General features: G+C 52.0%; 18 protein-coding genes. 11 read left to right on the top strand and 7 right to left on the bottom strand.

Translation table 11 applies throughout. The features are described from left to right. Window positions 1-55: 55 nt before the first annotated feature. From F0P93_RS07450 to F0P93_RS07440, 3 genes are all read right to left on the bottom strand, one after another. Window positions 56-1555: a glycine--tRNA ligase gene (locus F0P93_RS07450; RefSeq protein WP_150875691.1), complete on the bottom strand. Its 1500-nt coding sequence runs from the start codon at window positions 1553-1555 to the stop codon at window positions 56-58. A 127-nt stretch (window positions 1556-1682) separates the two neighbouring features. Continuing rightward, window positions 1683-1982 (bottom strand): chaperone modulator CbpM, encoded by a 300-nt coding sequence (locus F0P93_RS07445; RefSeq protein WP_150875690.1) that lies wholly within the window; start codon window positions 1980-1982, stop codon window positions 1683-1685. 11 nt (window positions 1983-1993) lie between these two features. Further along, window positions 1994-2875, bottom strand: coding sequence for a DnaJ C-terminal domain-containing protein (locus F0P93_RS07440; RefSeq protein ID WP_150875689.1), 882 nt, complete (start codon window positions 2873-2875; stop codon window positions 1994-1996). Window positions 2876-3070: 195 nt separating this feature from the next. On the opposite strand from F0P93_RS07440, the gene F0P93_RS07435 reads away from it, so the two are divergent. After that, window positions 3071-4066, top strand: coding sequence for a ComEA family DNA-binding protein (locus F0P93_RS07435; protein WP_150875688.1), 996 nt, complete (start codon window positions 3071-3073; stop codon window positions 4064-4066). Between the two features lie 57 nt (window positions 4067-4123). Here the strand turns inward: F0P93_RS07435 and F0P93_RS07430 are convergent, their stop codons facing one another. Further along, complete coding sequence (locus F0P93_RS07430; RefSeq protein WP_150875687.1) at window positions 4124-4921, bottom strand: LOG family protein; 798 nt, start codon at window positions 4919-4921, stop codon at window positions 4124-4126. A 348-nt stretch (window positions 4922-5269) separates the two neighbouring features. Here F0P93_RS07430 and rpiB point away from each other — a divergent pair, with 348 nt between their 5' ends. Next, a complete protein-coding gene (rpiB, locus tag F0P93_RS07425; RefSeq protein ID WP_150875686.1) occupies window positions 5270-5704 on the top strand; it encodes a ribose 5-phosphate isomerase B in 435 nt (144 codons plus the stop codon). Here the strand turns inward: rpiB and F0P93_RS07420 are convergent. Further along, on the bottom strand, window positions 5694-7121 hold the full coding sequence (locus F0P93_RS07420) for a hypothetical protein (RefSeq protein ID WP_150875685.1): 1428 nt from the start codon (window positions 7119-7121) through the stop codon (window positions 5694-5696). The two genes, rpiB and F0P93_RS07420, sit on opposite strands and share 11 nt — an antisense overlap. A gap of 187 nt (window positions 7122-7308) precedes the next feature. Here F0P93_RS07420 and rbfA point away from each other — a divergent pair, with 187 nt between their 5' ends. From rbfA to F0P93_RS07375, 9 genes are all read left to right on the top strand, one after another. Next, window positions 7309-7686, top strand: coding sequence for a 30S ribosome-binding factor RbfA (rbfA, locus tag F0P93_RS07415; protein WP_114405908.1), 378 nt, complete (start codon window positions 7309-7311; stop codon window positions 7684-7686). A gap of 15 nt (window positions 7687-7701) precedes the next feature. After that, window positions 7702-8931, top strand: a complete 1230-nt coding sequence (locus F0P93_RS07410) for an ABC transporter permease (RefSeq protein WP_150875684.1) — start codon at window positions 7702-7704, stop codon at window positions 8929-8931. A gap of 67 nt (window positions 8932-8998) precedes the next feature. Beyond that, on the top strand, window positions 8999-11554 hold the full coding sequence (locus F0P93_RS07405; protein WP_150875683.1) for a M1 family metallopeptidase: 2556 nt from the start codon (window positions 8999-9001) through the stop codon (window positions 11552-11554). A 35-nt stretch (window positions 11555-11589) separates the two neighbouring features. Then, window positions 11590-12666 (top strand): 3-keto-disaccharide hydrolase, encoded by a 1077-nt coding sequence (locus F0P93_RS07400; RefSeq protein WP_225309394.1) that lies wholly within the window; start codon window positions 11590-11592, stop codon window positions 12664-12666. A gap of 121 nt (window positions 12667-12787) precedes the next feature. Then, window positions 12788-13282: a hypothetical protein gene (locus F0P93_RS07395; RefSeq protein ID WP_150875682.1), complete on the top strand. Its 495-nt coding sequence runs from the start codon at window positions 12788-12790 to the stop codon at window positions 13280-13282. Between the two features lie 116 nt (window positions 13283-13398). Beyond that, window positions 13399-16371 carry a DNA polymerase I gene (polA, locus tag F0P93_RS07390; protein WP_150875681.1) on the top strand — a complete coding sequence of 991 codons (2973 nt, stop codon included), beginning with the start codon at window positions 13399-13401 and terminating at the stop codon, window positions 16369-16371. A 413-nt stretch (window positions 16372-16784) separates the two neighbouring features. Then, window positions 16785-17651, top strand: coding sequence for a universal stress protein (locus F0P93_RS07385; protein WP_150875680.1), 867 nt, complete (start codon window positions 16785-16787; stop codon window positions 17649-17651). A gap of 54 nt (window positions 17652-17705) precedes the next feature. After that, on the top strand, window positions 17706-18785 hold the full coding sequence (gene corA / locus F0P93_RS07380) for a magnesium/cobalt transporter CorA (RefSeq protein WP_150875679.1): 1080 nt from the start codon (window positions 17706-17708) through the stop codon (window positions 18783-18785). A 136-nt stretch (window positions 18786-18921) separates the two neighbouring features. Beyond that, window positions 18922-21420, top strand: a complete 2499-nt coding sequence (locus F0P93_RS07375; protein WP_150875678.1) for a bifunctional UDP-N-acetylmuramoyl-tripeptide:D-alanyl-D-alanine ligase/alanine racemase — start codon at window positions 18922-18924, stop codon at window positions 21418-21420. A 203-nt stretch (window positions 21421-21623) separates the two neighbouring features. Here the strand turns inward: F0P93_RS07375 and F0P93_RS07370 are convergent, their stop codons facing one another. Further along, window positions 21624-22334: a hypothetical protein gene (locus F0P93_RS07370; RefSeq protein ID WP_150875677.1), complete on the bottom strand. Its 711-nt coding sequence runs from the start codon at window positions 22332-22334 to the stop codon at window positions 21624-21626. Further along, entirely contained in the window at window positions 22334-23578 is a 1245-nt protein-coding gene (locus tag F0P93_RS07365) for a THUMP-like domain-containing protein (protein ID WP_150875676.1), read from the bottom strand. Before F0P93_RS07365 ends, F0P93_RS07370 begins: the two co-directional genes overlap by 1 nt. Window positions 23579-23719 lie beyond the last annotated feature (141 nt).

The following is a 23719-nucleotide window of genomic DNA, read 5'->3' as shown; positions in this document are numbered from 1 at the left end:
CCCGCGTTTTTTGAGATAGTAAAAAAACAAGGACTCAATCCGTGGGTACTGAAACCTAAAGTTGCTCCAGAATTCGCTCCATCGAAACCGCCTGTCCGATGTGCTGCTTCAGTTCGCTGATGGGCATCCGGATTTGCTCGGTGGTGTCGCGGTGACGAATCGTGACGGTATCGTCTTCCAATGTCTGGTAATCAACGGCGATGCAGAACGGTGTTCCGATCAGATCCTGGCGGGTATAGCGTTTGCCGATGGCGTCGCGTTCTTCGTAAATGACCCGGAAATCGCTGCGCAGGAGCTTGAGAATCTGCGTCGCTTTTTCGGGCAAACCGTCTTTCCGAACAAGCGGGAAGATGGCGGCTTTCACCGGTGCCAGGGCCGGGTGCAGTTTCAGGTACGTCCGGGTTTTCTGGGTTTCGCCTTCGCCAACGACTTCTTCCGTAAACGCATTGCAGAAAACCGCCAGAAACAGGCGGTCGGCGCCGACGGACGTTTCAACTACATACGGAATGTAATTACCGAACGGTTTGCCGTTTTCGTCGAGGTCGTTGTCGAAATACTGCTGCTTTTTCCTGCTCAGTTCCTGGTGGCTTTTCAGATCAAAATCAGTCCGGGAGTGAATGCCTTCCATTTCGCGGAAGCCAAACGGGAACTGGTATTCGATGTCCACCGCAGCGTTGGCGTAGTGGGCCAGCTTCTCGTGAACGTGAAATTTGAGTTTTTCGGCGGGCAAACCGACGGCTTTGTGGAAGTTCAGCCGGGCGGCTTTCCATTTTTCGTACCATTCCATTTCGGTGCCGGGCCGCACGAAAAACTGCATTTCCATTTGCTCGAACTCGCGCATCCGGAACGTAAACTGCCGGGCCACGATCTCGTTCCGAAACGCCTTGCCGATTTGGGCAATCCCAAACGGAATCTTCATCCGACCGGTTTTCTGCACGTTCAGGAAGTTGACAAAAATACCCTGGGCGGTTTCGGGACGGAGGTAAATCAGGCTGGAATCTTCGGCTACGGAGCCCACCTGCGTCGAGAACATCAGGTTAAATTGCCGCACTTCGGTCCAGTTGGCGGTTTTGGAAATCGGATCGACGATGCCTTCGCTGATGATCAGCTCGCGGACGGCGTCGAGGTCGTTTTCACCCAGTAACCGACCCATTTCCATCAGCAGGGCGTGGCCTTTTTCGGGCTGGCCGTTGGCGGCATATTCCTCAGCTTTCAGTTCGAGCAACTGATCGGCGCGGTAGCGTTTTTTGGAATCCTTGTTGTCGATCATCGGGTCGTTGAAGGAGTCCACGTGGCCCGACGCTTTCCACGTCAGTGGGTGCATGAAAATGGACGCATCGATGCCCACGACGTTGTCGTTGAGTTGCGTCATGGCCTTCCACCACACCGATTTGAGGTTATTTTTCAGTTCAACGCCGTTCTGACCGTAGTCATAAACCGCCTGTAACCCGTCGTAAATTTCGCTGGACGGGAACACGAAGCCGTATTCTTTGGCGTGGGAGATAATGTCTTGCAGAGAGGTGGCGGGTGCCTGTTTCGGTTTTGCGTCTTCCATGATGGCGCAAAAATACGGATTTAGACCAGTCGCCTGACAAAAATTTTATACTTTTGAGTAGAACACCAAAACCGTATCCGATAGAAGGGCAGTTGGCGCAGAGACGGTTTCGAAAAATGAACAAACCTTACGACCTTCCTTCATATACATTCAACCGGCTTTTCAGCAACCGAATCTCTTCCTGCATCATTTCTACTTTTCGGAGCAGATGACTGATCGCATCGATTCCGTCGACATTGATGTCCAACTCGTAATACAAGTGGCTGAATTTTTCGATCACCTGCAATTGGTGGAGGGGAATCCACTTCCGGTCGTTTGCTACGACCAGCTCAACTAGTCCGTATTCTTCCAGCGAGAACACAAACGTTTCTTCAATCGCGTAGTTCAGACAGTAGTCTTCAACAAGAATCACATCTTCCGGTTGCATAACACAAGCAATTACAATTGAGAAATTTCCTTGAATAATTCTTTTTGTTTGTCCGTTAAACCGGTCGGAATTTTGACGGAATACGTAACGTATAAATCGCCAAACTGGCCGTCGTGTTTATACACCGGGAAGCCTTTGCCTTTCAGCCGCACTTTCGTTCCGTTCTGCGTTTCGGGACTCACTTTCAGTTTTACTTTGCCGCTCAGCGTCTCGATGGTGAGTTCACCGCCCAAAACCGCCGTATACAAGTCCAGGTCAACGGTCATATACAGGTCATCGTTCAGGCGTTTGAAAACCGGATCGTCGGCGATGACGAACGTAATGTAGAGATCTCCCGCCGGGCCGCCGTTGGCCCCCGGCCCGCCCTGGCCTTTGAGCTTGATAACCTGTCCGTTGGCAATACCGGCCGGAACGGTGATGCGGATGTTTTTTCCGTTCACCGTGAGCGTGTGCTGGTGGGTCTGGTAGGCTTCCCGCAAACTGACGTGCAGCTCGGCGGTATAGTCCTGCCCCCGAAACTGGGCCTGCCGACCGCTGCGGGGCTGTTCGCCAAAAAACGATTCGAAAAACTCGGAGAAATCGCCCCCGGAAAAGGATTCACCGGAAGTCCGCTGCCCACCCGGAGTGCTCCGTTGCTGCGACTGCCGGGCCTGTTCAAACTGCTCGGCATGCTTCCAGTCTTCCCCGTATTGATCGTATTTCTTCCGTTTCTCCGGATCACTCAACACCTCATTGGCTTCGTTGATTTGCTGGAATTTGGTGTTGGCTTCCTTGTCGTTGGGGTTGAGATCCGGATGGTATTTTCGGGCCAGTTTCCGGTAAGCCTTCTTAATCGCTTCCTCCGATGCGCCCTTCTCGATGCCGAGTGTTTTGTAATAATCAATAAATGCCATAGCGGTGTAAACAAACGTACTCCCTGAGAACCATTCTTTGAAAGAATTAGTCGTTGAATGTACGAAGGATCTGTCCTGAAAAGCAATTTCTTTTTTGAAGGATTCCGTTACTTTTCAATTTCCCGCCGTCTAATAAACAGGTTCCGGAAATATCCTCCGTGACACCAAGTCATCCACCCATCCCGGAACCTGTTCATGAAGAGGGCAGTAGCCATACTCCGCGACTATTTTGGAGTATCCCAGCAGGAAGCGCGGGGTATGTTAGCCTTGCTGACACTCACCGGCTTTCTGTTGCTGCTGCCGCTCGCCTACCGCTTGTGGGTTCCCGATTCGATTCCCGACACATCCGCGTCTGATAAACGACAGCTCGACAGTCTGGTGGCTTTGCTGGAAGTTGATAACCGTGAAGTTGATGAACGACGCGAAACGAGGCCGGGGCGCTACGAGCCCGACGTAAAAACCACAAAAGCCGAACGGTTTGCGTTCGACCCCAACACCGTCGATGTCGAAAGCTGGCAACGCTTGGGGGCTCCGCGCTGGCTGGCCGACCGCATCGTTCGCTACCGTTCCAAAGGCGGTCAGTTTCGGAAAAAGGAAGACTTGCTGAAAATTTACGATTTCCCCCCGGAACTCTATGGAGAACTGGAACCATATATCCGGCTGAATGCAGTAAAAGAGAATGAAAAACCGTCGCAGAAATACCGGGAACAGTTTGCCAATAACGACCTGAATGCAGAGAAACCGTACACGCCCCATAAACCGGTGTATGCTGCCGAACGCTACAGCAAACCCGTGGTGCAACCCTTCGACATCAACACCGCCGACACGACCGAACTGAAAAAACTCCGGGGCATTGGCTCCAAACTGGCGGGTAGGATCATAAAATTTCGGGATGCACTGGGCGGTTTTATTTCACCGGAGCAATATGCGGAGGTGTTTGGGTTGGACTCGCTGGCCCTCGAAGAATTAAATAAATACGGTCAGGTTCAAACGCCGGTTAAAAAGCTGGCGATCAATACCGCCACCGCCGAAGAACTGGATCGACACGTTTATCTCTCGAAACGGCAAGCTGAAATCATTGTCAATTACCGCACGCAACACGGGCCGTACACCTCGCCCGAATCCCTCCGCAACATCCGGATTCTCGACGCCAAAACGATTGAAAAACTGACACCATATCTGGCGTTTTGACCAAAACCCGTAAGGTTTTGAAGACCTTACGGGTTCAGTAGCATCAGCAGGAAACCCTTAAAAGTTCGGTTTCAGCAGATACTTCATGTAGAAATCATCGATGGCTTTGACGGCTTCTTCCGGCGTATCGACCAGCGAAATCAGTTTCATATCGCCGGGACTGATGTTGTTTTCTTTCTCCAGCATCGTTTCTTCAATCCAGTCGACCAGCCCCTGCCAGAACGTCCGGCCAACCAGAACGATTGGGAAGCGCGCAATTTTTTTCGTCTGAATCAGCGTCAGCGATTCGAACAGTTCGTCCAGCGTACCAAAACCGCCCGGCAGGGCAATAAATCCCTGGGCGTATTTGACGAACATGACTTTCCGAACAAAGAAGAAGTCGAAATTGATGTTTTTGTCGGGGTCGATGTAGATGTTGCTTTCCTGTTCGAACGGGAGCTGAATGTTCAGACCGACCGATTTCCCGCCTTGCTCGAAGGCACCTTTGTTCCCGGCTTCCATGATCCCGGGGCCACCGCCGGTGATGACTCCGTAGCCGTGCTTCACGAGTTTGGCCGCAATCTCTTCGGCCATCTGGTAATACGGATTGTCCGGTTTGGTCCGCGCCGATCCGAAAATGGACACACACGGCCCAATCTTGGCCAATTTGTCGAAGCCTTCCACGAACTCCGCCATAACTTTGAAAATGACCCAGGAGTCGGCAATTTTTATTTCGTTCCAGTTCCGATCCTGAAAGGCTTCTTTGATCCGTTGCTCGTCGGGGGTGAGCAGTAACTCGTCGCGCTTGTTAAGGTCTTTCTGTATTTGGGAAACGTTCTGAGTTTCTGATCGCTGTACTGTTTTTTCTGCGTCCATGTGCTTCCAGGATTTAGGAGAGGGAAGGCCGTGAATCCAGGTTTGAGAAAGGGCCAGTCGGCAAAACCGGTCTTCATTCCTGAGTCGTTCAAGCGCCTGTTTCTCCGGTGGTGGGTCTCTTCACAAACCAACTGAGCGGAATAACCGGAGTTATTTTTGCCAGCGTTTGTAAAATTTCCAGTGTGAATTGCGTTGATGATGCGTTTTTGATCGCTTACTTTGTCCAAAATTTAGACAGAACCGGGGTTTTAAATCCGGCTGCCATGCCGGTTCGCAGCCTCTCAGCGCAGAACCGGAACATAATAACGTAATATCGTATTTTTAGTTTCATTTGTTCAAGAAAATCCCATGAAACCCTCCATTGCTGTTGGTGCCGATCATGCCGGCTTCGCCTATAAACAGGAAATCGTAGCCTGGCTGGAAAAAGAAGGCTATCCGACGAAAGATTTTGGTACCTACACGGAATCTTCTGCCGATTATCCGGATTTTGCGCATCCCGTGGCGTCGGCGGTTGAAGCCCATCAATTTGACTGGGGAATTCTGGTCTGTGGTAGCGGCAACGGAGTGGCCATTACGGCCAACAAACACCAGGGTATTCGGGCGGCTTTGTGCTGGAAACCCGAACTGGCGGCACTGGCCCGTCAGCATAACAACGCCAACATTCTGTGCTTGCCGGAGCGATACATTTCACCCGAAGACGCCCTGGAATGCGTGAAAGTGTTTCTGAAAACGGAATTTGAAGGCGGGCGTCACCAGACGCGTGTGGGCAAAATCAGTTGCTGATGGCTTCTTCTTTTCGTCGGTAAACCCCTTCCAGATCGGTTTTTTCATACATTGTGGACAGAGAAGGTGCGCGCTGAAAGAGTTTTTTGATGACACTTTCTTTGTCGATGATGTAACCCGGCGGGTCTTTGCGGAAGTGGTCGTAAACGCTGATCACGCTTTCGTAATTGTCCAGATTGCGAAGGTCGTATTTGGCCAGATCCCAGTTGAGATACGGCGTGGCAGCCTGGTTGTTGCGGTAGGCACTGATGTCTTCGCCAATGACCAGAATCCGCTGCTGCTGAATGTGCCGGTCGATGGGCGAGGTTTTGACCTGTAACGCACTGAGTCGACCTAATTCCCAATTCGGAACCAGCCCCAGGGCACCCTGATAGAGAATGAGCAGCGTAAAGACAAAGACGCCCAGAAAAATCAGTTCAGCCATCCACTCCCGGCGGATGCCCTGAAAGTAATAGGAAGCAAAAAAAGCCAGGGCCGGTACGAAACTGATGAACAGCATCGGTGCCAGAAAGGGCATCAGCGCCACCGAAACCACGGCAGTAACCGCCCAGATCATCATAATTTGCTGACACCGTTGCTGGAAGTTGACATACCGGGTCGTTTGGCGGAACAGACTCAACAACCCCAGCGTCCCCATCGCAAAGGGCAGAAACATCGATGCCAGCAAGGTCTGGAAGTCGGTCAGGTCGTATTGCCGGACCCGAAAAACCGACGACAACAGATTGCGGTTCAGGTCGGCGAGGCTGTCGGCCAGGTAATAGTACAGAACCGTCAGCAAAATCGGGAAGGCAAAACCGAAAATCAGCAGCGAATGTTGCCGGAAACTGGCCCCGGTAAACAGCAACAACGCCATCAGCGCCCAGAGAATGAACAGGGCAGAAGGCAGGTAAAACAGGGCGGCCAGACTGATGTAAAAACCGACTTCAAACACTTCATCGGTGGCCCCCCGCCGGTCCATCTGTTTAATAATGGTTCCGAAAGCCAGCAGCAGAAAGGTGGTGGAAAGCAAAACCGGCGACAGGGTGCTGCAATCGAACGACATGTTCAGGAACAGGGCGTAGATTAGGCCGGGAATCCAGTTGCGATCCGGGTAGATATCCCGGGCGTTCATCATCCAGTTAAAATAGAAAACCTGAAAAGCCGCCACCGCCGTCCCGGCAACGTGATAGGCCAGGAGCGACCGCCCGAAGGTGAGGTCCAGCAGCCAGTAGACCAGCGCCGATAGCGGACTAAGGCTGTCCCAGATGTCGCGGTACAGCAGATTGCCGTTGTTCATCTGTTCCCCCACCAGCATCCAGTTCAGTTCCGGAATGAGCAGCGGAGGAGCCGACAGCAGAAACGGCAGGCGAATCAGAACCAGCAAAAGCAGCAGACTGACAATTTGAAGGGTAGCGTTAACCCGAAAAAAACTTAACAAGCGACTAGTTGGTTTACCGTATGGAACCCGAAATTAAACCTTTCAGGTGAAAGAAGTCGAATAAAAGGCGGATATTTGCGGGGTATTGCGTGAATAATGAACACTGAAGAATGAATAGTGAATAACGAAACAGGATTTCTGATTCCTGTTGAGCGGTCCCCTCATTATTCATTAATTTTAAAAGAGTATGGAATCGAAACGACAACAGAAAGTATCGAGGCTGTTGCAGAAAGACCTGAGTGAAATCTTTCAGCGCGATAGCCGACACCTGTTCAACGGGGCCTTTATCACCGTGACGAACGTGCGGGTGTCACCCGATTTTAGCATTGCCCGGGTGTATCTGAGCTTTCTGGTAACACCGAATAAAGAATTGCTGCTGGAATCGATCAAGGAAAAAGGCAAGGCCATTCGCCAGCAACTCGCCGACCGGGTGCGCCACCAGCTTCGGATCATGCCGGAACTGCATTTTTACCTGGACGATACCGCCGAATACGCGGCCAAAATGGACGCGATTTTCGCGAATCTCGACATCCCGCCCGCACCGGAGGAAGAAGACGAAGAGTAACGTTTGGACCACACCATGAACCTCCCCCTCTGGATTGCCCGCCGGTATTTTTTCTCGAAACGCAAGCGTAGTTTCATCAATTTGATTTCGCTGGTATCGATGCTGGGCGTGGGGGTAGGCACGATGGCACTCGTGGTCGTGCTGTCGGTTTTCAACGGCATGGAGGAGTTAAACCGGATGATTTTCAAGACGTTCGAAGCAGACCTGACGGTGGCTCCGGCGCAGGGAAAACGCCTGACGGTTTCGCCCGGTCAGTTGCAGAACATCCGGAAAAGCGGGGAGGTCCTGCTCATCACACAGGTGATTGAAGACAATGCACTGGCGCGGTACCGCGAGGGGCAGACAGTGGTCAAGCTGAAAGGAATCGACAATTCGTATTTGCAACGTCGGCAACTGGACACGGCTTTGGTGGAAGGAAAACTGCGGTTGCAGGAAAATGGCATCAATTACGCGCTGGTTGCCGAAGGCGTACGAAACGCACTGCTGATTTCTCCCGAAGACATCCTGACGCCCCTCGAACTCTGGTATCCACAAAACCGCAAGACTTACACGGTTTTGTCGGCCGATGCCTTTAACCGGGCGGATTTTGCGATTTCGGGCGTATTTTTTATTGAAGATAATTTTAACGATTACGTGTTGGCACCACTCAGTGTGGTTCGGGAACTGGTTGGCTATCAGCCCAATCAGATCTCTTCGCTGGAAGTGCAGGTGAAGCCGGAAACCGATATTGCGTCGTTGAAAAAGACTTTACAACAGCAGTTAGGATCAACAGTGGTGATCAAAGACCGGGATGATCTGAACCCCGATCTGTTTCGGGCCATTCGGGTCGAGAAGTTGTTTGTAACCGTAACGCTGGGTTTTCTGGTGCTGATTGCATCGATCAACATCTTTTTCTCTTTGTCAATGCTGGCCATTGAAAAGAAAGACGATGTGGCCATTCTGTACGCGATGGGGGCGTCGCCTTCGCTGGTTCGGCGGATTTTTCTGTTCGAAGGGTCCATTGTTGCCTGTATTGGCGGTGTGGTGGGCCTGGTGCTCGGGATTGTGTTGTGTTTATTACAGCAGCGGTTTGGCTTCGTATCGATGGGCATCGAGAGTTCGCTCATCGACGCCTACCCGGTGAAACTTCAAGCGAACGACCTGATTCTGACCACCCTGATCGTGATTGTTGTAACCATGGTGGTATCCTGGTTTCCGGCTCAAAAAGCGGCTGCGGTTTCCAAAGCCGTTGACAGCGTGCAGTAAAGGAATGGAAAAGTATTTACTAAAAAACGAATTTCCCCGTTTTGATAAGGCTAAGTGAATGATCTGTATGCTTAAAATTATCCGACACATCGGGTTCGTCCTTCTTATTTTCATCTGCAGCCCGTGGGCACTGGGGCAGAATCGTGCGGGCGATGCCGACAAAAAAAACGCTCCGCTCACGGTCAACGGACCCTATAACGCAACCCGAACACTGCCCCACGATCTGTTACACACCCGGCTCGATCTGAGCTTCGACTGGGTGCGCCAGTGGGTTCATGGCATTGCCCGGTTGCGGTTTAAACCGCATTTTTACCCCCAGAATACGCTGGACGTCGATGCGAAAGGCTTTGAAATCAAAGGCGTTTTTCTGCTCGATACCTTAAAAACCGGTGAAACGGTTTTCGATACGCTCAACTACACCTACAAAGACCGTCAAAAGATTCACGTTCTGCTGCCCCGGACCTACACCCGCGCGGATACCTTCGACATCCAGATCGTTTATACCGCCAAGCCGAACGAACGTCCTCTGGGAGGCAGTGCGGCCATTTCGCAGGATAAAGGACTGTATTTCATCAACCACGACGGCGCTGAACCGAACAAACCCCGCCAGATTTGGACGCAGGGCGAAACCGAAGCCAATTCGTGCTGGTTTCCGACCATCGACACGCCCAATGAGAAAATGACGCAGGAAATCTACCTGACCGTCGAAAATAAATACCGGACGCTTTCCAACGGAAAACTCATTTCGTCAACGGTCAATCAGGACAGTTCGCGCACCGATTACTGGCGACAAACCTTGCCCCATTCGCCGTATCTGGCGATGATTGCCGTGGGCGATTTTGCCTACGTCAGGGATTCGCTGGCGGCAACAACCGAGCGAGGGCCGCTGGAAGTCAGCTATTATGTGGAACCCGCCTACGAGAAAGACGCCCGCGCCATTTTTGGCCGGACGCCCGCAATGGTTGAGTTTTTTGAAAAGAAATTCGGGGTGCCGTACGTTTGGGAGAAATACAGCCAAATTGCCGTGCGTGATTTTGTTACCGGCGCGATGGAAAACACCACGGCGACGGTTCATGGCGAAACCGTTCAGATGGACGGGCGGCAACTGGTGGATGGCAATTCCGACGATGTGATTTCGCACGAACTGTCGCACCATTGGTTCGGAAACCTGGCCACCGCCGAGTCGTGGGCCAACCTGCCGCTGAACGAAGCCTTTGCCACCTACGCCGAATACCTCTGGCGGGAACACAACGAAGGCACGTATTCGGCCGATATGCACGGACTGGATGACCTGAATCAGTACATTGCCGAATCGGAAACCAAGCAGGAACCATTGATCCGGTACCGCTATACCGACCGCGAGCAGATGTTCGACAGCCATTCGTACGCCAAAGGGGGCCGGGTGTTGCACCTGCTCCGCCGGACTATTGGTGACGATGCTTTTTTTGAATCCCTGACGCTGTATCTGAAACGCCACCGGTTCAAAACCGCCGAATTGAGTGACCTGCGCGAAGCTTTTGAAGAGGTGACCGGCGAAGACCTGAACTGGTTTTTTGACCAATGGTTCCTGAAACCGGGACATCCGGTGATCAAGATCGAGAAAGAATACCGGCAGGGGGGCGTGCAGTTGACGGTTATTCAGCAACAGGATTCGACCAAAACCCCGATTTATCGCCTGCCCGTGACAGTGGATCTGTGGGTAAAAGGGCAGAAAAAGAGCTACGATGTGGTCGTCGATAAAGCCAAACAGGTGCTGAATTTTACGGTGGAACAACGCCCGGATTTGATCGTGTTCGACGCGGACCACCGGATTGTCGGAACCGTTGAGCAGGAAAAAAATAAGGCGGAACTGATGTTTCAATTTTATCATACCGACAATTACCGGGACAAATACGAGTCGATTACCCGACTGGAAGACAAAAGTAACCTGATCGATTCGACGGTTCGGCACATGATGATGGACGCCATGCAGGATAAATTCTGGAAAATCCGTCAGGTGGCCGTTGGAAATTTTGCGGAATACGACGGCCAGGAATTTGCGGAAGTGGAGCGGATTGTACAGAGCAAAGCCCGCAACGACGAGCGCTCGCTGGTGCGGCAGGAAGGCATCAACACGCTGGCTTCGTATGCCGATAACGTCAACGACCCGCTGTTCCGGGAAGCACTCAATGATACATCGTATGCCGTCGTGTCGTCGGCGTTGGATTCCTATTTGTTGTCAAAACCGGGTGACGCCAATGAAATTGCGGCCCGTTTTGAGAATGTCCCCAATGGCGATATTGTGACGGCGGTGGCCAATTATTACGCCAATTCGACCGATACCAGCCGCTATACCTGGTTCATCAACAAGATGAACACCATGAAATCGCAGGATCTCTACAACTTTTTGCAGGTCTTCGGAAAATACCTGATCCGGTCGGGAGCCGACACCCAGCGGCAGGCCATTCCGATGCTGGAAGTGATGGCGCGCACGAGTCCGGCGTATTTTGTGCGGTTTGGGGCCTATCAGGTGCTGGGCTTGTTGCAGGACATCGAAGGCGTCAAATCCATGCGGAAAGACATTCGTCTGAGTGAGCGCGACCCAAAATTAAAGGAAATGTATGAGCAGTTTAAGGATTTTTAAAACCGTATCAGTCAACAAAACCCAGAAAAACCCCTATGAAGAAACGTTTTTTTACCTCGATTTTAAGTGCTTTTTTCGGACTAACCATGGCGCTGGCTGCTGGTCCGATTGACGGGAAATGGGCCGGAAAAATAGGCGACGATTACGCATTGACCCTGGACCTGAAAACCGACGGCAACCAACTGACCGGAACCATCGGCAATGCGAATGGTGCCCTACCGATCAAGGAGGGAAAGGTTGATGGAGTCAGTTTTTCGTTCAAAACGGAATACGATGGCAATGTGATTCCTGTCAAAGGGACCGTTGAGGGTGATAAAATGATTCTGTCCGTCAATTACAACGGCAGCGAGGTTCCCGGAACGCTGATGCGTCAGGGCGGCTCCTCCAGCACGGCAACCGCCACTCGGCCGCGGGCAAAACCCGAAGAAACTGAAGTATGGGACCCGGTTCCGAAGGTGATTACGGCGGGCAAAACGCCCCTTGATGCCCCTTCCGACGCGGTAATTCTGTTCGACGGCAAAAACCTGGATCAGTGGGTGACGGTAAAAGACAAATCGCCCGCCAACTGGACGGTTTCCAAAGGCGTTCTGACCGTCAACAAGGCCGCCGGTAACATCGAAACCAAGCGGTCGTTTACGAACTACCAGCTTCACATCGAATGGAAGATTCCCGAGAAAATCTCATTGACCGGCCAGAGTCGGGGCAACAGCGGTATCTTCCTGGCGTCTACCGGCCCCGGCGACGCGGGCTATGAACTTCAGGTGCTGGATTCGTACGAAAACAAAACCTACTCGAACGGGCAGGCGGGAAGCATCTACAAACAGGCGATTCCGCTGGCCAACGCCAGCAAAAAACCGGGCGAATGGCAGGTGTACGACGTGATCTGGAATGCCCCGAAATTCAACGCCGATGGCTCGGTGCAGACCCCGGCCCACGTGACGGTCATTCACAACGGCGTCGTGGTACAGAACAACTACGAACTGAAAGGCGAAACGACCTACATTGGTCAGCCCCAGTACAAAAAATACGAATCGGCACCGATCAAATTGCAGGCTCACGGTGACAAAAGCGAACCGATCAGCTTCCGGAATATCTGGGTGCGGGAGTTGTAGAGGGCTGCATCTGACAACGAATATTTTGAAAAAGGGCGGCTTTGGTCGCTCTTTTTCTTTTAAAAACCGCCCTGTAACCTCCGGTGGTCAATAGTCAGGTTCAACCTAATCAAGCGGCAGGATGGCAGACTTTAAAAACCTGAGCGAAAGCATTGCATACCTTGAAAAGATAAACTTTCAAACTGACTCAAGCGTGCGTCCTGTGTCTATTGATGGCTTGTACAGGTTGCTATACCTATCGAATAAAGAACTGGCAGAAAACAATCTCTTTCTCTATGGATTGAAAATTGAAACGATCAGGGTGTACGTTTTACCGGATTCCGGTTTTTTATCGGGGTTTCATCTCTTTTTTCATACCGATGATTCCCTGTTGAAATCCATCGAAGGGGATATCGGGAAGTATGCTATGGCTGCCGGATGGGGTCTGGATGATGAAGCCGCCAGCGATTTTGATATTTTTTCGTGGAATTACGGCCCGTACGAAATAGACCTTCATACAAGGAAACGTTTTTTTTCTAATGACAAGCCGGGACCGGTTCAGGATATAATTTCGGTCACGACAGCCTCTTATAAATCCCTGCAACAGGTGTACTTGAACGCGATTCGGGATCAGTAGCGACCGGAATCAATCCCCCGGCTCTGTCGTTATGATTTTGATACGGAGACGATATTTCGTTATTTGCGAGGGTCGTTTTCTGCCCATTGTGCAGACCGTTTTCCGGCAACTTACCAATGAATAAACCAGAAAAGAAACTGTTTTTGCTGGATGCACTGGCGTTGATTTACCGCGCCCATTTTGCCTTCAGCAAAGCCCCCCGCATCACCTCCAGGGGCCTGAATACCAGTTGCGTATTCGGATTTACGAACGCCATGCTGGAGATTCTGCAAAAGGAAAAACCGACCCACATCGGCGTTGCGTTCGATAGCAGCAAAAAGACCTTCCGGCACGAGGCTTTTGTGGAATACAAGGCTAACCGTCAGGCCATGCCCGAAGACATCAGCATCGCCATTCCGTACGTGAAAAAGCTGGTGGAAGCCATGAATATTCCGATTCTGATTCTGGATGGCTACGAAGCGGATGACATCATCGGAACGCTCGCCAAACGGGCGTCGAAGGCTGGTTTCGAGGTGTTTATGATGACCCCCGACAAGGATTACGGGCAGCTCGTTGAAGAACATATCCACATTTACCGCCCGGCGTTCATGGGAAAAGGAGCCGAAAAACTGGGCGTGAAAGAAGTACTCGATCGCTGGCAGATTCAGGAAATCAGTCAGGTGACCGACATGCTGGGGCTCATGGGCGATTCGGTCGATAACATTCCGGGGATTCCGGGCGTCGGCGAGAAAACCGCTCAGAAACTCGTGGCCGAATTTGGCAGCGTCGAAAACCTGATTGCCAACGCCGACAAACTGAAAGGCAAGCTGAAAGAGAACGTGGTGCAGTTTGCCCAGCAGGGCCTTCTGTCGAAACATCTGGCGACCATTCACCTCGACGTTCCGCTCGATTTTAACGAAGAAGCCCTGCTCCATACCGAACCTGACAAACCCAAACTGTCGGCCTTGCTGGACGAACTCGAGTTCCGGCAACTGCGTCGGCGGCTGGTGGGCGAGGAGGACTCTGACCCCAGTCCGTTCCCGGTGGCTTCGGCCAAACCGAGTGCCAAAGGACAGATGGGCCTGTTCGATGAAGCGGTTTTGGCCCCCGCAGCAACCCCGGCAGCAAACGCGTCCGGGACGGAGGGATTGCCGTTTACATTCGATAAAAAACCGGGTGTTGGGGCCGACATTTCGGCTTTTGAAAAAGGAGCCCGGCCGCAGGCAATTGCCAATACGGACGATATGCAGGCTGACTGGACGGAAGTGGAACCGGATGACAGACAGCCTGAACCCCGGCGCACGATTGATTCGGTTGTTCACGATTACCGGCTGGTCGACACCCCCGCGCTGCGGAAAAGTCTCGTCTATTATTTGAATCAGCAGGATACCTTGTGTTTCGATTCGGAAACGACCTCAACCGATCCCGTCGAGGCCGATCTGGTGGGTTTGTCGTTTGCGTACCGCAAGGGCGAAGCGTTTTACGTGCCGGTTCCGGCTGATCGGGAAGAAGCCCAGGCCATTGTCGAAGAGTTTCGGTCGGTTTTTGAAAATGCGGAGATCCTCAAGGTTGGCCAGAACCTGAAATACGACATGCTGATGCTGAAAAAATATGGCATCGAAGTGCAGGGCAAGCTGTTCGATACAATGGTGGCGCATTACCTGATCGAACCGGAGCAGCGGCACAACATGGACATGATGGCGATGACGCATCTGAATTACGAACCGGTTTCCATCGAAACGCTGATTGGCAAGAAAGGGCCGAAGCAGTTGTCGATGCGCGATGTCGAAATTCAGAAAGTGGTCGAATACGCCGGAGAAGATGCCGATATAACCCTGCAACTGAAAGATACCTTTTTGCCGCTGCTGGAGAAAAATCAGCTCACCAAACTGTTCTACGAAGTCGAAATGCCGTTGGTTCGCGTCCTTGGCGACATGGAACTCGGGGGCGTGAAAGTGGATATGAACGCCCTGGCCGAGCTTTCGGCAACGCTGGAAACCGACATCCGGCAGGTGCAGGGCGAAATTTATGAACTGGCGGGTGGCCCCTTCAATGTGGGATCGCCCAAACAACTGGGCGAAGTTCTGTTTGACAAACTGAAGCTGGATAGCAAAGCGAAAAAGACCAAAACCGGGCAGTATGCCACCGGCGAGGAGATTCTGACCGATCTGGAAGCCGACCACGAAATTGCCCGCAAGATTCTGGATTACCGCGAGTTGGTCAAATTGAAAAACACCTACGTCGATGCGCTTCCGCTCATGATGAGCAAGCACGACGGCCGGATTCACACCTCCTTCAACCAGGCCGTGGCCGCAACCGGCCGTTTGAGTTCGACCAATCCAAATCTGCAGAACATTCCGATCCGGACACCCCGGGGCCGCGAAATCCGGAAGGCGTTTGTTCCTCACAGCGACGATTTTCTGATCATGTCGGCGGATTATTCGCAAATCGAACTGCGCATCATGGCGGCTTTCAGCGGGGATCAAACCATGCTGGACGCGTTCAACAACGGCATCGATATACACACCCAAACCGCCAGCAAGGTGTTTAAAGTACCGCTGGCGGAGGTCGATTCGGACATGCGCCGGAAGGCTAAAATGGTCAATTTTGGGATCATTTACGGGATTTCAGCGTTCGGGCTTTCCCGCCGGTTGCGAATTCCGCGCCGGGAAGCGGCCGAAATTATTCAGGAGTATTTTGCAGGATTTCCGGCCATCAAGGAATACATGGATGGAGCGATTGAAAAAGCCCGCGAATGCGAATACGCCGAAACGATTCTGGGCCGACGCCGGTATTTGCGCGACATCAATTCCCGGAACATGACCGACCGGAGTTTTGCCGAGCGCAACGCCATCAACGCGCCTATCCAGGGATCGGCGGCCGATATGATCAAGATTGCGATGATCAACATCGACAAATTTATCCGGGAAAACCGGCTGAAGTCGCGCATGATTCTGACGGTTCATGACGAACTGGTCTTCGATGCCCACAAGGATGAACTGGAATTGTTGAAGGAAAACGTCGGGGAACTGATGCGAACGGCGATACCGCTGGCGGTGAAAATGGAAACCGGTATTGGAATTGGCGAAAACTGGCTGGTGGCGCATTGACGCAACCTGCTCCGATGAGAAGATACCACTTCGTTATTCGATGTTCAGTAGTCAATATTTATTTAAATCAACGCCAACGATGAGATGATGCCCTTACCTAACAGGTGTTTAAGTGCCAGCGGCACGTAATGTTAATAGCACATGCGTATTCTGAGCACTTCCGGCGTGCCGGAGGTACGCGATATAGGCTTGGTTGCGTACCTCCGGCACGCCTGGAGCTCTTAAAAACCCATTTGCTATTAACATCGGACCCCTCCGGGGTCAGTAATCTCACGGTTTGCTTTAAAATCAAAAAATGAATATTGAATACCGAACAGCGAAGTGGTTGAATCCGGGTTCATAAAGAATTAATGAGGTTACCGGGACGGATGCCTTCTTTTTTTGTTAGTATTGAATCACTAATCCCTCGAAGCATGAAACATATACTGGTTCCCACTGATTTTACCGGCACCTCCAATTTGGCCCTGGCCTGGGCCAAATTTATTGCCAAACACTATATCAATGAGGGGCATGAAACGACACTCGTGCTGGCACACGTCACGCAGCCCATCATTCCGGACACTACACTGCCGACGGGCGAGGTAGGGGCGGGCATTCTGGCGGCTCAGGAAATGGAAGACGTTGGGGAGTTAAACCTGCAGGAATTGGCTGAACAACTTGAACGGGAGGGATTTAGCACCCGGATTGAAAACCGCTTTGGTTCTATCGACGACGAAATCGTGGAGGTGGCCGATGAATTGCAGCCGGACCTGATTGTGATGGGCCGCAGCCATGTTGATTCGTTTTTTGACTGGCTTGCGGGGAGTTCGGCGGCCGATGTGGCCATGACGGCCCACTGCCCGGTTTTGGTGGTGCCAACGCTGGAACATGGTGAAAACCAGCCGGTTCGCCTGGAGAATATCGTCTATGCAACCCAACTGGAGTTTGACGAAAACCACATTCTGCGGCCTGTCGTTCAGCTTGCCCGAACGTTCCAATCCAAACTGAGGCTCGTAAAAATCAAGGCTCTCAACCAGCCTGATGTGTATGATGATCGCCAGTTTCTGGATCAGATCGAAGCTGAATTTGGCCGGGAGCGGTTTGTGGAAGACACCGTCGATGCCAATAATGTAAAAGAAGGATTGACGAAATACAACAAAACCCACCAGGTCGATTTGCTGATCATGGCTACCCGGGAACGGGATTTTCTAAGCAAATTGCTGAATCCCAGCCTGACTAAACGCATGGTGCTGAGTTCCGATATCCCGGTTTTGGTCTATCACGCGAAAGAAAACTACTAGTGCGCACGCCAATCGGAACGGAGATTCCGTCTGGTTCGCGAGTGCCTGAAAACGATGGGCAGACGCCGGTACAAGCATTCTGAAAAAAAAGTGGGGACCTCGCCGGGTTCCCTCATTTACGTTGGTCAGGAGATCGACTACAAAACCACCATTCGGCGGATTCTCTACAACGAAGCCAGTTACACCGTTGAAACCGTGAAGCGGCTGGATTCCTGTGGGCGACCGACTGACGGTTCACCGTTCGTCTCCTGGCTCAATGTCGATGGCATTCACGAACCCGCCGTGGTGGAGCGCATCGGTCAGCAATACCACTTGCATCCGTTGCTGCTCGAGGACGTCATGAATTCCCAGCAAAAGCCCAAAGTGGAGGAATACGACGGTGCTTACGTGTTTTCGACGCTTAAAATGCTGCATTTCAATTCTGTTACGCAGGAGTTGGAAAATGAACACCTGAGTTTTGTGCTGGGCAAAAATTACCTCATTTCGTTTCAGGAAGAACGAAAAATCGATTTGTTTCAGCCGGTTCTCGACCGCATTGAGGCATCAGCGGGCAAAACCCGGCGCAACGGCCCCGATTACCTGCTCTATGCTTTGATGGATCTGGTGGTCGATCACTATTTTGTGGTGCTGGACAGCATCGGCGAAAAGCTCGAAATTCTGGAAAACAGCATCATTCAGCAGGTAGCCGGGCAGCAAACCCTGACGCGGCTGTATACCCTGAAACGCGAACTGACGTTGATGCGGAAAGTGGTTTGGCCCGTTCGCGAGATGATCAACCGGCTGATTCTGGAAGACAGCGAGCTGATTCGTCCGGCCACTATGCCTTTCCTCCGTGATCTGTACGACCACGTGATTCAAGTGCTCGACAGCATCGATTCCTACCGCGAACTGGCCACCGGTTTGCTGGATGTGTATTTGTCGACGCTCAGCAACCGCATGAATGCCGTCATGAAAACGCTGACGATTTTTTCGGCTATTTTTATGCCGCTGACGTTTATTGTAGGGGTTTATGGAATGAATTTTGACAACATGCCGGAACTCCGCACCCAAAACGGCTACTTTGTCGTCATGGGCATCATGGTCGTTCTGACGGTTTTAATGGTTATTTATTTCCGCCGAAGGCGGTGGTTTTAGTTTTAACATTTTCGGTTTACAGTATTCGGTATTCGGTGCGGTTCCCCGCCGGGACTGATGCGTGCATCAGAATGCGTCAGTCCCGGTGGGGAACCGCACCGAATACCGAATACTGTAAACCGAAAACCGATTTTTTATGACAATTCAGGATTTTGGGATCAATACAGCTGAGGTGTATCCGGTGACGGACAGCCGTCAGGTGTTGTCGCCGACGCAGAACGGGGCGGCAGAACCGGTTTTTTTTGCCATTCAGGGCGAACACCACGACGGGCATCGGTTTATTACGGAATTATACAAAAAAAACGTCCGGCAGTTTGTCGTCGAAACGGCCGCTTTGACGCCCGACCTGCGGCACGAACTGGCGCAGTTGCCCGACGCCCGCATCCATGAGGTGGGCAGCAGCCTGAAAACCTTACAGGAATTTGCCGCCGAACACCGCAGCCGGTTTATGATTCCGGTAGTCGGCATCACGGGGAGCAACGGGAAAACCATCGTTAAAGAATGGCTGGCGCAGGTGCTGTCGCCCGATTTCCGGATCCAGAAAAGTCCGAAAAGCTACAACTCCCAATTGGGGGTTCCGCTTTCGGTGTGGCCGCTGAACGAAAACCATACGCTGGGGATTTTTGAAGCCGGGATTTCGAAACCGGCTGAAATGCAGGCGCTTCAATCCATTATCAACCCCACGATTGGCATTTTTACGAACATCGGTCCGGCTCACGACGAAGGCTTTCGAAGCCAGAAACAGAAAGTGGCCGAAAAACTCCGGCTGTTTCGTAAAGCGGAGACGCTGATTTACCGGAAATCGTATTCTGAAATTGACGAAGAGATTCATTTGTTGCTCAAAGCCGTCAACCCGACCATTCGGTTGATTAGTTGGTCGACGGATCCAACCGCAGCCGTTCCGGTTTCCTATATTCCCCAGACTATCGGCACCCAAATCAGTGTGCGATGGGAGGGACGGGATTACGGGGTTGAGGTGCCGTTTTCCGATCTTGCATCGCTTGAAAATGCAACGCACGTCCTGCTGGCAACACTGGTTTTGGGCGTTATGGACGTGAACCTTCTGCGGGAACGATTTGCCCGATTGCGGCCGGTGTCGATGCGACTGGAATTGAAAGAAGGCATTCACCGCAATCTGCTGATCGACGATACCTACAACAATGATCTCGCCGGTTTATCGATTGCGCTTGATTTTTTGAATCAGCAGGATGCATCCCGCCCAAAAGTGCTGGTTTTGTCGGATCTGCTCGAAACCGGCATGAAACCGGATGAACTCTATCCGGCCATTGCGCGGATGGTGGCCGAAAAAAACATCAGCCAACTGGTTGGCGTTGGGCCGGAAATGGGGCGGTATCAATCAATTTTTACGGTTCCAAACCGGTTTTACCCAACTACCAACGCGCTGTTGCAATCGGGTTACCTGAATGAACTGACGGATTCGGTGATTCTGGTGAAGGGCGCAAGGCGGTTTTCGTTTGAGAGCGTGGTCAGCCGCTTTGTGCAGAAATCGCACCGGACGGTATTGGAAATAAACCTCGACGCCCTCACCCACAACCTGAATTTTTACCGGAGTAAAGTCGGCTCTCAGACCAAAATCATGGTGATGGTGAAGGCCTTTGCCTACGGCAGCGGTAGTGCCGAGGTGGCCAGTCTGCTGCAATACCACCGCGTCGATTACTTGGCCGTGGCCTATGCCGACGAGGGCGTGGGGCTTCGTCAGAATGGAATTACGTTGCCTATTCTGGTGATGAATCCGGCACCGGAGTCGTTTCGGCAACTGCTTGACTATAACCTGGAACCGGAGATTTTCAGCTTTCGGATTCTGGATGAATGGAGGCAGTTTCTGAACGAAGAATGTCCGCAACCGGGTGCTGAAAAACCGGTTGTAAAATACCCGACCATTCATATCAAACTCGATACGGGTATGCACCGACTGGGATTTTTGCCCGGCGAAATCGCCGATTTGGGTGCGGTATTGACGGCCAATCCGGATCTTCGGGTAGCTTCGGTATTCAGTCATCTGGCGGGCTCCGACGACGCGGAACACACGGCTTTTTCGCAGAAACAATACCGGCATCTGATCGAAGGAGCGACGCAACTGGAACAAATGCTGGGGTATCGCCCGTTGCGGCATTTGCTCAACTCGGCGGGCATCGTGCGGTTGCCCGACTACAAACTGGACATGGTTCGGCTCGGAATCGGACTGTATGGCGTTGAAGTTAGCAAACTCGAACCGCAACAGGTCCAGGCGGTGGGCACGTTGAAAACCATCATCAGCCAGATCAAGGACCTCAAAGCCGGAGAAACCGTGGGCTACAGCCGCCGGGGTGTATTGACCCGCGACGCCCGCATTGCCACGCTGGCGGTCGGCTACGCCGATGGCTACGACCGTCGGTTGGGAAACGGGGTCGGACAGGTTTGGGTCCATGGCGTTTTGTGCCCCACCGTGGGCAGTGTCTGCATGGACATGACGATGATCGATATCTCCGAAACGCAGGCAGAGGAAGGAGACGAAGTAATTTTGTTTGGTCAGTCGGTTTCGATTGCGGATCTGGCGGAACGCATCGGGACCATTCCCTACGAAATTCTGACGGGGGTGAGCGAGCGGGTCAAGCGCGTGTTCTACCGGGAATAATAAAAAAGCCCGCCAGTCGGAATCCGACTGACGGGCCTCATCTGTCCCCACAAACCGCTCTCACAGGGTTCTTCCAAGTTGGTAGATCAGTGTCTGCCCAACTTTTTTTCCAGAGTAGAGAAGCTTGACAAGAGAGTAGAGACCAACTCAACTGGCTTACTTTTTCTTTGCTCTCTTGTCTAGCTTCTTTCCTCTCGGAAAATCTATTTCGGTAATTTGGCTCGGGCTGCTTCCAGGGCCTGTTTTTTCACTTCAAGTTCCTTGGCCGAATTGACCTGGTCGTTTTTGTTGGTCTCCGTATCGCGGGTCAACTGCTCCAGTTCGCGGACGTTCTCGTCCATCTTTTTCACCAGATTATCTTTCTCCTTTTTATTGCGATCCAGATCACGAATCAGCTTTTCGCCTTGTTTGACCAGTTTTTCCTGCTTTTTCTGGGCTTCGTTAAACGTATCATCCGCGAGTTTAATGTCGTAATTGATGCGTGTGCGCTCCGCAAACTCTTTCAAAAGGGTTTCTACCTGGTCGTACATCGTGCTGCCGGGTTTTACATAATCGGCGTTGCCTTTGTCGACGGCCAGAAAAACCGTGGCCTTTGCCTTATCGGCGGTCACCTTGCTGGCCACGTTCAGAGGCTCGTTGGAGAGCGCCGGAATGTTAGCGGCTGGCACCTTATAAACGCCACTGCGACCCGTGGTCACTTTGCCATACGATTTCAGCAGCGTCTCCCATTCTTTTTCAACAAATTTTCCTTCGATCGGTAGATTGAGGGAAAGACCCACCAGCGAAATCTGGTCTACTTTTTCAGTAGCCGACGACACGGTTTGGGCCCGAACGGACGGCGAAATCAGCAGAAAACCGATCAGGCCTGAGAAAATCAATACGGGTAAGAACGATTTCAACGAATGTGTTTTCATTAGTGTAACGATGGATAAACTGGTTTTCGTGTAATTAAAATTCGTTTCTTCCTGTCCGACAGGGTGGTGGCAAACAGGTAAACGGCGCCCCCGGCGGTTAAGCTAAGCTTTTTCCGCAGAGTCTCAGTGGATTCCGGAAAATTCCGGACACTCAGGTTGGCTTTTCCGTCTGGTAAAAAAAAGTGAACCGCTTTGCGATCCGGTTTACAATTTTCCAGTATTTCAAAAGACCGGCCGGGAAAGTCTGCAACCAGTCGATCACTCGTATACAAGTGACTGTTGGGTGCCAGTTTGAACAAACCAAACCGCTCGGCAACGATCCGAAAGGCGCCTGCTTTTAATAAAGACGCGTTGGGTTCGTATAAGTAACGCAACGGATCGCTAAATTGAACATCAGCGGTTCGTTCATCGTTTCGGCGGTAAATAAACACCTCGTCCGGTGCCGACGAGCGCAGGTTGACCGCCGTCACCTCAATTTCCGGATTTTCACGGCCTGCCAGAACAAACAGCACTTCCTTGCAGTCGTTGTCGACCGAAACGACATGCACCGCCGATACATCGGGGAGCTGCCGGATCACCAGTTCGATGTCGATCAGGGGTGACGTTTTCAGCAAAACCGCTTTCGTTTTGTGGCGAAAACCGGTTGGGTCAGCAGGGCGGTACCAGTCCAGGATATTGGGTTCGCAATCCTCCAGCCGGACGACCTTGCCGCCTTGCCGATCGCGCCGGGCCGGGTCCAGATACATCCAGTCGGCGGTTTCCGTAAACGCCGTCAAAAAAGCGGCTGCGGTGGTATTCTGGCCCTCTTCATGCGGAAATTCAATGTTGCCCCCCCCCAGTTTCGGCAGGTTATACGCGGCCAGTTCGGCCAGATTAGGCTGTTGTTCGATGTAAATCACCCGGTCGGCCTGCCGGGAAAAGGCGAGTGAATCGACGCCCATGCCGCCGGTTAGATCCAGAAGCAGCCCGGATTTGCCACCGTTTCGGGAAATGATGGAAGCTTTGTAGTCCGCTGTCCGCTCCGAGGAGGCCTGTTCGACCGACAGGGCGGGGGGAAACACCAGTTCCGCATTTTCATACCAGCCCGGCAACTTGGTTCGCGCTTTCTGTCGGGCGATCAACTGATCTGCTACGGCTTTAACCCGAATTCCGTCCGGCGACGAATGACGCAGCACTAACGTATGGGGATCATCGTGCAGGTGTTCCTGCAGAAAAGCCCGTTCGCTGGAATTGAAAAGTAGCATTAATTAAAGAAATAGTGAAAACCGTGAAAAGATTAAAAACAGATTAAAATTTTATTGCGAGTTTTGTGGTTATAGAACTGCTCTTATAGGCATGCAGTATTATTTGCCTGCAAGACAGAACTATGCTACGCTAATTTTTCA

It is taken from the genome of Larkinella humicola, from assembly GCF_008727875.1.
Taxonomy (GTDB): Bacteria; Bacteroidota; Bacteroidia; order Cytophagales; family Spirosomataceae; genus Larkinella; species Larkinella humicola.
The sequence above is the reverse complement of the archived record's forward strand: the minus strand, read 5'-3'. Positions and strand labels throughout refer to the sequence as shown.

Coding starts and splice junctions, on each gene's coding strand:
- F0P93_RS07450 (WP_150875691.1), bottom strand. CDS start 1,555: ATGGAAGACGCAAAACCGAAACAGGCACCCGCCACCTCTCTGCAAGAC.
- F0P93_RS07445 (WP_150875690.1), bottom strand. CDS start 1,982: ATGCAACCGGAAGATGTGATTCTTGTTGAAGACTACTGTCTGAACTAC.
- F0P93_RS07440 (WP_150875689.1), bottom strand. CDS start 2,875: ATGGCATTTATTGATTATTACAAAACACTCGGCATCGAGAAGGGCGCA.
- F0P93_RS07435 (WP_150875688.1), top strand. CDS start 3,071: ATGAAGAGGGCAGTAGCCATACTCCGCGACTATTTTGGAGTATCCCAG.
- F0P93_RS07430 (WP_150875687.1), bottom strand. CDS start 4,921: ATGGACGCAGAAAAAACAGTACAGCGATCAGAAACTCAGAACGTTTCC.
- rpiB (WP_150875686.1), top strand. CDS start 5,270: ATGAAACCCTCCATTGCTGTTGGTGCCGATCATGCCGGCTTCGCCTAT.
- rbfA (WP_114405908.1), top strand. CDS start 7,309: ATGGAATCGAAACGACAACAGAAAGTATCGAGGCTGTTGCAGAAAGAC.
- F0P93_RS07410 (WP_150875684.1), top strand. CDS start 7,702: ATGAACCTCCCCCTCTGGATTGCCCGCCGGTATTTTTTCTCGAAACGC.
- F0P93_RS07405 (WP_150875683.1), top strand. CDS start 8,999: ATGCTTAAAATTATCCGACACATCGGGTTCGTCCTTCTTATTTTCATC.
- F0P93_RS07400 (WP_225309394.1), top strand. CDS start 11,590: ATGAAGAAACGTTTTTTTACCTCGATTTTAAGTGCTTTTTTCGGACTA.
- F0P93_RS07395 (WP_150875682.1), top strand. CDS start 12,788: ATGGCAGACTTTAAAAACCTGAGCGAAAGCATTGCATACCTTGAAAAG.
- polA (WP_150875681.1), top strand. CDS start 13,399: ATGAATAAACCAGAAAAGAAACTGTTTTTGCTGGATGCACTGGCGTTG.
- F0P93_RS07385 (WP_150875680.1), top strand. CDS start 16,785: ATGAAACATATACTGGTTCCCACTGATTTTACCGGCACCTCCAATTTG.
- corA (WP_150875679.1), top strand. CDS start 17,706: ATGGGCAGACGCCGGTACAAGCATTCTGAAAAAAAAGTGGGGACCTCG.
- F0P93_RS07375 (WP_150875678.1), top strand. CDS start 18,922: ATGACAATTCAGGATTTTGGGATCAATACAGCTGAGGTGTATCCGGTG.
- F0P93_RS07370 (WP_150875677.1), bottom strand. CDS start 22,334: ATGAAAACACATTCGTTGAAATCGTTCTTACCCGTATTGATTTTCTCA.
- F0P93_RS07365 (WP_150875676.1), bottom strand. CDS start 23,578: ATGCTACTTTTCAATTCCAGCGAACGGGCTTTTCTGCAGGAACACCTG.